The sequence below is a fragment of the Rhodanobacter sp. C05 genome (genome assembly GCF_002001165.1).
In the GTDB taxonomy this organism is placed as follows: Bacteria; Pseudomonadota; Gammaproteobacteria; order Xanthomonadales; family Rhodanobacteraceae; genus Rhodanobacter.
The window spans coordinates 20,088-31,775 of sequence record NZ_MUNQ01000026.1; the positions used below are offsets into that span (position 1 = coordinate 20,088).

An 11,688-nucleotide genomic window follows, 5' to 3' on the forward strand; every position below is an offset into this window, starting at 1 on the left:
CATGGATTCCTGCCCGAACTGCAGCGATATGCCCGGCGGGCGCTCCTTCGCAGCTTGTCAGGGAGCTTAATGGCTGCATGCAATGACGACCGCGACACTGCATACGTATTCATGTATCGCACCTATCGCATTGCAGCATTTCATGCTTCAACGCCATATGGACGTCCATTTGAAAAATGAAGAAACCTTCACAAATGGAGTCTGGCACTGGATTGCACACGCATGCGCATGGTGCGCAGGCAACCCGGACAAGGGTGTGCACGCGACCACTTTTCCCGAGTCGCAATGCGGGTTTGCGGTGCACAGCAGCACAATGAATACGTATTCAGTAAACGATCCGCTTGCAAAAGAGCGCCCTACCATGATCCCCACGTTGACGGGTCATCGGCTCATGCGACCGTGCTGTTCACCGAAAACGTTGGGGCAATGACCGCAACCACAACAATATGATGTGCAACCCTGGGAGGGGATAACGATGGTACTGAAACGCAATGTGCTGGCCCTGGCGCTTGCTTCTGCTGGATTCTGCTTCTCGCTTGGAGTCCATGCGACACCCGCTGACAACAACGCGAATCCGGGCAGTGCATCCGTCTCGTCCAATGCGCAGGCACCCAACCCGCAGAGCACCGATACGCAAAGCCAGACCGCTACGTCAAACGACACTGCGGCGCCTAAAAAAGCCGACCAGAAAACTCAGCTGGCCAAGAGCCTCGGCGCGATCACGGTGACCGGCTACAGCAAGAGCATCGAGACAGCGGTCGACATCCAGCGCTATGCGGACACCATCCAGAACGTGGTGACGGCCGCGGACATCGGCGGCCTGCCGGACCAGTCGATCGCCGACGCACTGACCCGCCTGCCCGGCGTCACTGCCGAGCGCATCGGTGGCGAAGCCTCGCAGATCAACTGCAACGGCCTGTCGGGCAACTTCATCCAGACCACGCTGGACGGCCGTGTGCAGCCGTCGACCAGCGGCACCAACTACATCCAGTTCGACCAGTACCCGGCCGAGCTGATCAATCAGGCCACCGTGTACAAATCGCAGCAGGCCAACCTGATCGAAGGTGGCGTAGGCTGCTCGATCGCAATGCAGACGGCCAATCCGCTTGAAGCCAAGCAGGAGCAGACCGTCAACATCGACATGCGTGGCAGCTACAACAACCAGGCCAGCGATGTATTCGGCGCCAATCCGGAAGGCTACCGCTTCAGTGCTGCATGGCAGGGCAAGTTCCTCAACGACACGCTGGGCGTGGGCCTGGGCTTCGCCCGCATGCAGCAGCCGCATGTTTCCGAGCAGTGGGTGGGTGAGGCCTTCGACGGGCAGCAACCCATCAACAATGCATTGCAGCAGGCCTATCCTTCCCAGGGTATCCAGGTGCAACAGAACGGTGGTGAGGAGCGCCGCAACGGCTATCTGTCGACCATCGTGTGGAAACCCACCGACAACCTGCAGATCAGCGGCAACGGCTTCTACTCGCAATACGACGACGCCTCATTCGGCCGCGGCTTCCGCGCACAGCTGTTCGATCAGAATCAGGCGCAGATCACCAATCCGGTACTGCTGCCGAATGGCGCGATCGTCGGCGGCACGGTCACCAGCAACCCGATGACTGGCCTCGATCCGCGAACCGCCGGCGACTGCAACAACGGAACGACCGCCTGTCCGTACAGCCACAATTTCGGCCTGGAAACCACCGCCGACAACTACACCACGCATACCACCGTGTTCTCCGGTGGTCTGAATGCGAAGTGGACCAGCGGCCCGTGGACGGTGGTGGCCGACGCCTCGATGTCACGCGCGACCAGTGCCCAGATCAATGTCGACACCACCGCCGATCCCTACAATGGCCTGGGCACGGCTTCACCCTCGTTGATGGGCCAGTCGCTCACCTACGGACTGAACGGCCTCAACGTCGGCTCGCTCACGGTACCCAACCCGGGCATCTACACCAATCTCGGTGACATGGCGTTGTCGCGCTACGGCGTCTATCCGTACGTCTATCACGACCTCGACAAGGGCTTCCGTCTCGAGTCCACCTACGAGCTTTCGAACAGTTCGCTGCTCTCGGCGATCGAGGGCGGCGTCTACATCAACAACCATACCTACAATGCCGACCGCTCGGCCTATGTGTACGGTTCGGAATGGGGTGACAACCTGTCGGCCGGCGCACCGCTGCTGCTCAACAGCAGCAATGCGATCAACACTTGCTGGCGCGGCGACTTTGCCGGCATGCCGTGCTTCCTCGCGCTGAACGGCCCGGCCATCCTGGCGGCGAACGGCATCACCAATACCACGCCACTGAAGAGCTGGGCCAACAACTGGACCTACATCCAGAGCGGCCAGGTCGACGTGAAATCGCGCGATGCCTACCTGATGGCTGACATCGACACCAACCTGTTCGATCACAGCGTGACCGGCAACGTGGGCGTGCGCGTGGTGCGTACCTCGCAATACAGCAGCGGCCTGCAGCAGGTGGGCAATGGTGCCGGCATACCGATCACCGATCAGACTGGCGTGACCAGCAGCGACTACATCCCGGTGACTCAGGGCAAGACCTACACCGATGTGCTGCCGTCGATCAACCTGACCTACCACTTCGACGAGGCGAACCAGCTGCGCTTCTCTGCGGCCAAGGTGATGGCACCGCCGCCGATCAGCTCGCTGCTGGCCGGCCACGGCTCCTGGGTATCTGACGGGCAGTACAACCTGTGGAGCAACACCAGCCCGCTGCTCGACCCGATGTACGCCGGCCAGTTCGACCTGAGCTTCGAGCACTACTTCCCCGAATCGAGCGGTGCGTTCACCGCACACGTGTTCACCAAGCACATCGACTCGTTCGTGCAGCAGATCGTCTACAACGACTTCGACTTCGCCAGTGCCGGCATCACGGTACCGATCGATCCGACCACCGGCAGGCCGTACCTCAACGGCCAGTACCAGACCTCGTTCAACAACACCAAGGGCGGCACGGTTCACGGCCTGGATCTGTTCTACCAGAAGACCCACTTCCTGCCCGGCGTATGGTCTGGACTGGGCGTAAGCGCCGGCTTCTCGCTGACCCAGAGTGCCGTGCAGTCGCTCTCGGCACTGAGCGGGCCGCCGCAGAACCAGGGCCTGCCGGGCCTGTCGAAGAAGTCGGCCAGCGCGGCACTGTTCTACGACAACGGCACGTTCTCGGTCCGCCTGAACGGCACCTACCGCTCGTCGTTCGTGTCCGACTCGCAGATGTCGGTGAACAACCAGATCGTCTATTTCGCTCCCGAGACGGTGTTCGACCTGCAGACGGCCTACAACTTCACCAAGAACGTGAGCCTGCTGTTCCAGATCCTCAACCTGACCAACCAGCCGACCCGTACCTACTTCGGCAACACGCAGCAGACCGGCACGATCCAGTACTTCGGTCAGACGACCTACCTCGGCGTCAACATCAAGCTGTAAGCACCACGCCGGACATCGCCCTCACGATGTCCGGCCTCTTCTCTCCAAACCGGTTCTGCAGCATGTAGCGGAACCGGTTCTTTTGAACACGATTCGATGTGACACGCCAAGGGCGGTTGCCGGCCTTCCACCTGGCCGACGAATCATCTGCCGACCTGCTCCATCACCGCCCCGTGCTTCCGCCCGCACAATGAACGCGCGACCACTTCAGCAGGCCGACATGCCCAGACTCTCCTTTCTCGCTTGCGGCATCGCCACTGCGCTCGCCCTGCTCTCGCCAGGGCTGGCCCGCAGCCATGCTGACACCACGCTGCACGCACCCTCAACCACCGCTTCGCCAAAGACGTCATCCGACGTGTGGTACGAGATCTTCGTGCGCTCCTGGGCCGACAGCAACAGCGACGGCATCGGCGATCTCAATGGCATCACCGCACGGCTCGATTACCTGAAGTCACTCGGTGTCAGCGGCATCTGGCTGATGCCGATCAACCCGTCGCCGAGCTATCACGGCTACGACGTTACCGACTTCTACGGGATCAACCCGCAATACGGCACGATGGCCGATTTCCAGCACCTGCTGGACGCGGCGCACCAGCGCGGCATCAAGGTGATCATCGATCTGGTGATCAACCACACCAGCGCGCTGCACCCGTGGTTCATCGCCGCCAACAACCCGCAGGATCCGCATCACGACTGGTACAACTGGGCACGCCCGGGCACCAACCTCGATGCGATCAGCGCCACCGGCACACCAGCCTGGCACACGACACCAGCCGGCCAGCACTACATCGGTGTGTTCACCGGCATGATGCCTGACCTGGATTACGACACGCCTGCCGTGCGCGAGGAGATGATCCGCGTGGGCCAGTTCTGGTTGAAGAAGGGTGTCGACGGTTTCCGGCTGGATGCGGCCCAGCACATCTACTACGACTTCAAGTCGCAGGACGGCGATCCGGTCGTGTTGAAAAAAAACTTGGCGTGGTGGTCGCAGTTCCGCCATGGCATCGATGCGGTCACCCCCCATGCCTACGTGGTAGGCGAAGTCGCGCAGGAAACACCCGACCGACTGGCGCCGTATCTAAGTCCGCTGAGTTCCGTGTTCGATTTTCCACTGGCGAAGCAGCTGATCGACAGTGCGAAGAGCGAACATGCCGGCCAGCTCGCTGCGCTGCTCGCGCAGACCGAGGCCGACTATCGCAAGGTCACTGGCAAGTCCGGTGTGGATGCGCCGTTCCTTTCAAATCACGACCAGGAACGCGTGATGAGCCAGCTCGACGGCAACCCGAAGCACATGCGCATGGCCGCCGCGATGCTGCTCACCCTGCCCGGCCAGCCGTTCATCTACTACGGCGAGGAACTGGGCATGCGCGGGCAGAAACCCGATGAGGATCTGCGTGAACCGATGCGCTGGAACCGCTCGTCAAAAGCACCAGGCGAAGCCACCTGGAAAACCTCGACCTCACACGACGGACCGTCGGTATCGGTGGAGTCGGAACAGGCCAACCCTGATTCGTTGCTGCACTTCTACACCAGACTTATCCACTGGCGCAGCCAGGTGAGCGCACTGCGCGACGGTGCGATCCAGCCGCTCACACTGACCAATCCGCAGCTTGTCGGGTGGAAGCTCGACGACACCAGCGGCCATGTACTGGTGGTGCATAACCTGTCCGGCCAGCCGCAAAGCCTGCCGCTGCACGACAGCCACATCCATGCCGTGTTGCTGCAAAGCGCCAGCGGCAGCACGCTGCAGAAAGGTGAGTTGCAGATCCCGGCCTACAGCACGGCGATTCTGCAGTGATGTTGCAGCAGGCAAAAGGAGCTTGATCCGATGAGGGCATCGCACCGTCTTATCCGAGCCGTCGCAGCGATGGCATCGCTGTGGCTCGCTTTCGCATTCGCACCGACCGACGCGGCAACTGCTGCCACGTCTGCAGTACAGGCAGACCCGATGTCGCAAATCGTCAACCACCGCATCATGATCAACCTGGGTACGGACCGGCTTTCCATCCGCTTCGTCGCGCCCAACATCGTGCATGTGCACTACCAGCAGGATGGCCAGGGCAATGCGCCCGCCCTGGTAATCGACAGCGATGCCCAGCCCTCGACCTTCGAGCAGGTACGCGACGAGGACAGCGCCGGTGTGATCAGCCTTGCCACCGATCGCGGCTCGGTGCATTGGGATCAACAAAGACGCCAACTGAGGATCGAGGATGCGCAACAGCGCAGCGTGCTGCTGCAGACCGATATCGACTCGCTTCAACATGGCCGTCTGAACCTGGAACATGGGCCACGCGATGCGCTGTATGGCATCGGTGGCTACAACGCGACGGAGAACGCCGCAGCCGGTCTGCTGCGCAGCGGCCACGTGCCGGCCACTGCCGGCGAACAAGGCCATGCCGGTGCACCGTTCGTGTGGAGCACAGCCGGCTACGGTGTGCTGCTCGACAGCGATGGCGCCCATTTCACGCTGAAGCCGACCACGCTCAGCATGAGCGATCCTGTGCGCAAGGATCCCGACTATTACATCGTGCTCGGCACGCCGGCGGAGATCTTCGGCGCACTGGCGCAGCTCAGCGGTCGCACGCCGCTGTTCCCGAAATGGGCGATGGGCTTCACCAACAGCCAGTGGGGCATCGACCAGAAAGAGTTGCTGCAGATCGTCGACACCTACCGCACCAGGCATATCCCGCTCGACAACTTCACCTTCGACTTCGACTGGAAGGCCTGGGGCGAGGACGACTATGGCGAGTTCCGCTGGAATGCCACGAAATTTCCGGATGGTCCCGACGGCAAGCTGAAGGCGGAGCTCGATCAGCGCGGCATCCACCTCACCGGCATCATGAAGCCGCGCGTCCACGTCGACACGGTGGAAGGCCGCTACGCCACCGCGCATGACTTGTGGCGCCCGGGCGAGGAGGCCACACCCGACTACTTCTCGCACAAGCCGGTGAAGGACATCGACTTCGACAAGCCGGCGGCGCGCGCCTGGTTCTTCAACGACGCGCTGAAGCACAGCTTCGCCACCGGCATCGTGGGCTGGTGGAACGACGAGGCCGACAATACGCCCAGCAACACCCAGTTCCTCAACATGCAACGCGCACTGTACGACGGTCAGCGCGCGATCTCGAACCAGCGCGTGTGGTCGATCAACCGCAACTTCTGGCTGGGTTCGCAGCGCTACGCCTACGGCCTGTGGTCAGGCGACATCCCCACCGGCTTCGCCAGCATGGCCGGCCAGCGCGCGCGCATGCTCAGCGCGATCAATGTGGGCGCGATGCAATGGGGCATGGATGGCGGCGGCTTCAAGGACGGTACGCCGACGCCGGAGAACTACGCGCGCTGGATCGAGTTCGGTGCGTTCACGCCGATCTTCCGGGTGCACGGTGATTTCGGCCAGAAGCGCCAGCCATGGGTGTATGGCACAACTGCAGAGAAGGCCACCACCGACGCGATCCGTCTGCGCTATGCGCTGATCCCGTACATCTACAGCTATGAATACCAGCGCCGCGTCAACGGCGTGGGCCTGGTGCGCCCGCTGCTGTTCGACTGGCCGAACGATCCCAACGTACGCAACAATGTCGACGCATGGCTGTTCGGCGACTACCTGCTCGTTTCGCCGGTGGTCGAACCCGGCCAGACCTCGAAGGATATCTATTTGCCGGCCGGTCGCTGGACCGACTGGTTCAGCGGCAAGGTCTACCAGGGCGGCCAGACCATACATCTGGCGATCGACAACCAGCACTGGGGCGACATCCCGCTGTTCATCCGCGAGGGCGCGATCATCCCGACCCAGCCGGCGATGGATTATGTCGGGCAGAAGCCGATCACCCAGCTCGATGTGGATGTGTTTCCGGACACGCAGCGCAGCGCCTTCGATTATTACGATGACGACGGCGACACCTATGATTACGAGCATGGCGCATATTTCAGCCAGTCGCTGTCGGTGCAGCAGCAAGGTGATGTGGTGCACTTCGATACCACCGCATCGGCCGGCAGTTTCAAGCCTGCACTGAAGTTCTATTTGCTGAAGATCCATGGCGATGCCGCCACCGCGGTGACCAGCGCGAGTGGCGCGCTGTCCTCGTTCGCAAGTCTCGATGCGCTCCAGCAAAGCCAGGGCGAAGGCTGGGCCAGCGGTCATGACCGCTATGGCACGGTCACCTGGGTGCGGGTGAACGCAGCGGTGGCCCAGCGCATCACGCTCTCGACGAAATCGTAGGGAATCCCCGTATCCGGTTCCCTGTCATTCCGGCTTTGGCCGGGATGACAGGGAACCGTTTCGTCCCGGGTGGACGTCTCCCCGAAGCTGTAGGAAACTGTATCGACATGTAAACGTTTACGTGCCGATGCCAGCTCGCCTCGGCACACCTTGCTCCTGCGTCCCCACGCGCCAGAAAGGACCCCGGTGATGACCCTCTTGCGATCGATCCGACACCTCGCCCTCGGCGCATGCGCCGCCATCCTGCTGACCGGCAACGCTGCCTTCGCCGACACCACAGCGGCCAATACCAGCATCCATCTCGATGCCACGGCCCAGGGCACGCCGTTCCCGCATTTCTGGGAACAGATGTTCGGCTCCGGCCGCGCCTCGCTCGCCCTGCGCGACGACTACCGCAAGGACCTCAATGCGGTACATCAGGCCACCGGCTTCGGCTACATCCGCTTCCACGGCATCTTCGATCGCGATGTCGGCCTGGTACGCCGCGGCACCGACGGCAAGATCAGCTACAACTTCTCCTACGTCGACCAGATCTACGACGGACTGCTCGAGCATGGCGTCAAGCCCTTCGTCGAATTGAGCTTCATGCCCGAGGAGCTCACCTCCGATCCGAAGGCGATCCAGGCATTCTGGTACCGGCCGAACATCGCCCCACCGAAGGACTATGCCGAGTGGGACTCGATGATCGGCGCCTTCGCGCAGCATCTGATCGCACGCTACGGCATCGACGAAGTCTCCAGCTGGTACTTCGAGGTGTGGAACGAGCCGAACATCGGCTTCTGGGCCGGCACGCCGGCGCAGCCTACTTACTTCGCCCTGTACGACCACACCGTGCGCGCACTCAAGGCGGTGAACCCGCGCTTGCGCGTCGGCGGCCCGAGCACGGCGCAGGCCGCGTGGGTGCCGGACTTCCTCAAGCACACGCACGACGCCAAGGTGCCGGTGGATTTCGTCAGCACCCATGTCTACGGCGACGACACCGCCGACAACGTGTTCCACAGCAAGGAGAACATCCCGCGAGCGGACATGGTCTGCCGTTCGGTGGACAAGGTGCACAAGGAGATCGCCGCGTCACCGTATCCGCACATGCCGCTGATCTTCAGCGAGTACAACGCCTCGTACGCGAACCTGCCGAATGTCACCGACACCGTGTACATGGGTCCGTGGATGGCCAACACCATCCGCGAGTGCGCCGGCAAGGTCGAGATCATGAGCTACTGGTCGTTCTCCGACGTGTTCGAGGAACAGGGCGTGGTGCAGAACCCGTTCTACGGCGGCTTCGGCCTGATCGCCGCCAACCGCATCAACAAGCCGGCGTTCAACGCGTTCACGATGCTGCACAAGCTGGGCGAAACGCGGCTGCCGACCAGCTCCGATTCGGCACTCGTCACCAAACGCAGTGATGGCAGCCTGGTGATCGCGCTATGGAACTACGCGCCACCGGTGGGTGACACGGCCAGCTATACGAAGGGCGAGCCCAGCGGCACCCCGAAACACTTCAGCGTTGATGCCGCCCATCTCGCCGCCGCAGCCCATGCCACGGTGTGGCGGCTCGACGAACAGCATGGCAATGCCGTCGCCCTGTTCGACCAGATGGGTCGCCCCGACTTCCCCAGTCGCGAGCAGATTGCGCAGTTGCGTCAGGCTGCCCAGCTACCAGCCCCCGAACAGCTGGATGTGCAGAACGGCAAGCTCGACATCAGCATCCCGCCGCAAGGGCTGGTGGTGATCGAGCTGCGCTGAGTCTGGCACTGACTTGTACAAACACGAAGGCCGCGCTCGACGCGGCCTTCGTGCTGCTGATTTGCTGATCCGTACCCCGCCCGATCAGCTGCAAAACCTCAATAGTTCAAATGCAGGCACAGCAAGTGCAGACTGAAGACGAACCAGAGTGCGACGAGACTGGCCAGCACCAGCATCGTGCTGTTCGCCTTGCGCCACCAGCCACCGGGTTCACGCCACGCATGCCACGCGTTGGAGATCACGGCCAGCGTGCCGATGACGGCCACCAGGCCGACCAGTTGAATCAGCCGCAACGTCATGTCCAGGCCGTTGCCGAGATTCGCGAAGCTGTCGTCTGCCAGTTTCAGCACGTACAACCAGCCCGCGGTGAACAATAGGTATAGCAACGCCGCGACTCGGCTCAAGCGGTACCAGCGCGTCGCCTGCACTGACAGCTGTGGCGATTGGCGATAGCGCCGACGCACCAGCGCCGCAATCGGCCACAGCAACACGGTCAACAGGAAGACCACCAGCACACCAGACAGCAGCGGCAGGTTCCACGCCGCGGATTGCCAGCCCGGCACCGGCATGAAAACCACGACCGGCGCCGCCTCGTCGTAGGAGATCCAGCGCAGCTTGCCATCCTGGATCAGCGCACCGAGATGACTGCCACTGGCATCATCGAGCCAGACGAACGGTTTTACTTCGCGCCAATGCCGCGGTTGCTCGGCAAGATCCTTGAAATCGGATGTGACCAGCGTCCCGTCCTTGTCCATCGAGATCTGCGATTGCCCCAGCAGCTTCAGCATGCTCATGAAACTGGACGCCGCTGTGCGGCTGGCGATGTAACGCCCCACCAGCAACGCACCATGCTCGCGCGCGGTCGCCAGCGTCGGCTGCGGCAACTGCGGCAACGCCGGAAAATAGCGATCGGCAAAACCGTTCAACAGCTGCCGGAGCAGGCCACCATCGTCTTCGCCATCGATGGACACGAACACGCCCACGTTCTGCTGCAGGTATAACGCCATATCGCTGTGGAACAGTTCAGTGTCGCCACCATGGCCGATGATGTCCTGGCCATTGCGATCCATATGATAGAAACCCAGCGCGATCGGCAGCAGGCCAGGCACCGAAGAGTGCGTGAAGTTGTGCATCAGCTGCGCGGTCTGCGGGCGCAGGATCTGTGCATCCCCATCATGGCCGTCCTGCAACTGGGCGATCATGAAGCGCGCCATGTCCCCGCCGCTGACCGACAGCGCACCTGCCGCCACCGCGTTCACCAGTTCGAACGGTCGCGCCGGCTCGCTGGCCTTGGCATAACTCTTCGCCATGTCCGGCGCGAGCGACGCCGGCAGCGGCTGGCGGAACGTCGCGTGCTGCATGCCCAGCGGCTGCAGGATGTGCTGCTCGATGTAGTCATCGAACGGCTGACCGGAGACACGCTGCACGATGTAACCCGCCAGCGCAGCACCGTAGTTGGAATAGGCCGTGACCTCGCCCGGCGGGTAGATCCGCTCGGGCACCCATTCCTTGACCCAGGCCTCGTTGCTCATCAGCCGCGCCGGATCGTTGCCGCCGAGGTTCTTCATGGTTTCCTCGAAACCCGGCGTGTGCGTCATCAGCTCGCGCAGGGTGATCGGCTTGCCGCCACGGGGAGGAATGGTGAAGTCCAGGTACTTGTTGACGTCCGCATCGAGATCGAGCTTGCCCTGCTCGACCAGCTGCATCACCGCCGTCCAGGTGAACGTCTTGGAGATCGAGCCGACGCGGAACAGCGTCGTCATCGGATCCACCGGCTTCTTCGCGGACACATCCGCGTAGCCGTAACCTTTCGCCAGCAGGACCTGGCCGTCTTTAACCACGACGACCACGGCGCCGGCGATGTTGTTCTTCTTCACCCCATATGGGAACAGGCCGTCCAGCCAGGCTTCGACATCGGCCGCAGTCAACTCATGCGCGCTCAGCGGCCTCGCCACCGCGGGTTTCTGATCCGGCAGGGGATTGATCTGGATCTGCGCAATACACAACGATGAGGACAGGACCAGGCCAACGAGCGTCAACAAGCGCAACAGACTTTTCATCAGTGCAGATCCTGATGGAGAGGGATGAAGAATGCAGGCTGCGCCCATCAACACAAGGTCAATGACCGCAAGCCGCATGGATACATCGCCACAGGTTACCGAATGGTGGCATTCGCCCGCATGAATACGTATGCAGAGGCTGGTTGCTGCATTGCGACGGTCCCTACCATGCGGGATCAATGCAGATAGCCGCGGCTGTCGATGCTGCGCCTGCAACATGCGGGGCA

Annotated in this window: 5 protein-coding genes; 4 read left to right on the forward strand and 1 reads right to left on the reverse strand. The window is 62.1% G+C overall.

Going from position 1 to position 11,688, the window contains the following annotated elements:
* The first annotated feature begins 475 nt into the window (after nucleotides 1-475).
* From B0E51_RS17935 to B0E51_RS17950, 4 genes are all read left to right on the forward strand, one after another.
* On the forward strand, nucleotides 476-3,439 hold the full coding sequence (locus B0E51_RS17935) for a TonB-dependent receptor (protein WP_077446258.1): 2,964 nt from the start codon (nucleotides 476-478) through the stop codon (nucleotides 3,437-3,439).
* Between the two features lie 220 nt (nucleotides 3,440-3,659).
* The gene (locus B0E51_RS17940) at nucleotides 3,660-5,237 is read left to right on the forward strand and encodes an alpha-amylase family glycosyl hydrolase (protein WP_077446424.1); all 1,578 of its coding nucleotides are present in this window, start codon (nucleotides 3,660-3,662) and stop codon (nucleotides 5,235-5,237) included.
* A gap of 150 nt (nucleotides 5,238-5,387) precedes the next feature.
* Nucleotides 5,388-7,658: a TIM-barrel domain-containing protein gene (locus B0E51_RS17945; RefSeq protein ID WP_077446425.1), complete on the forward strand. Its 2,271-nt coding sequence runs from the start codon at nucleotides 5,388-5,390 to the stop codon at nucleotides 7,656-7,658.
* A gap of 189 nt (nucleotides 7,659-7,847) precedes the next feature.
* Nucleotides 7,848-9,401, forward strand: a complete 1,554-nt coding sequence (locus B0E51_RS17950; protein WP_077446259.1) for a glycosyl hydrolase family 39 — start codon at nucleotides 7,848-7,850, stop codon at nucleotides 9,399-9,401.
* Nucleotides 9,402-9,499: 98 nt separating this feature from the next.
* On the opposite strand, the gene B0E51_RS17955 is transcribed toward B0E51_RS17950, so the two are convergent.
* Nucleotides 9,500-11,461, reverse strand: a complete 1,962-nt coding sequence (locus B0E51_RS17955; RefSeq protein WP_168172683.1) for a serine hydrolase domain-containing protein — start codon at nucleotides 11,459-11,461, stop codon at nucleotides 9,500-9,502.
* Nucleotides 11,462-11,688: the final 227 nt, after the last annotated feature.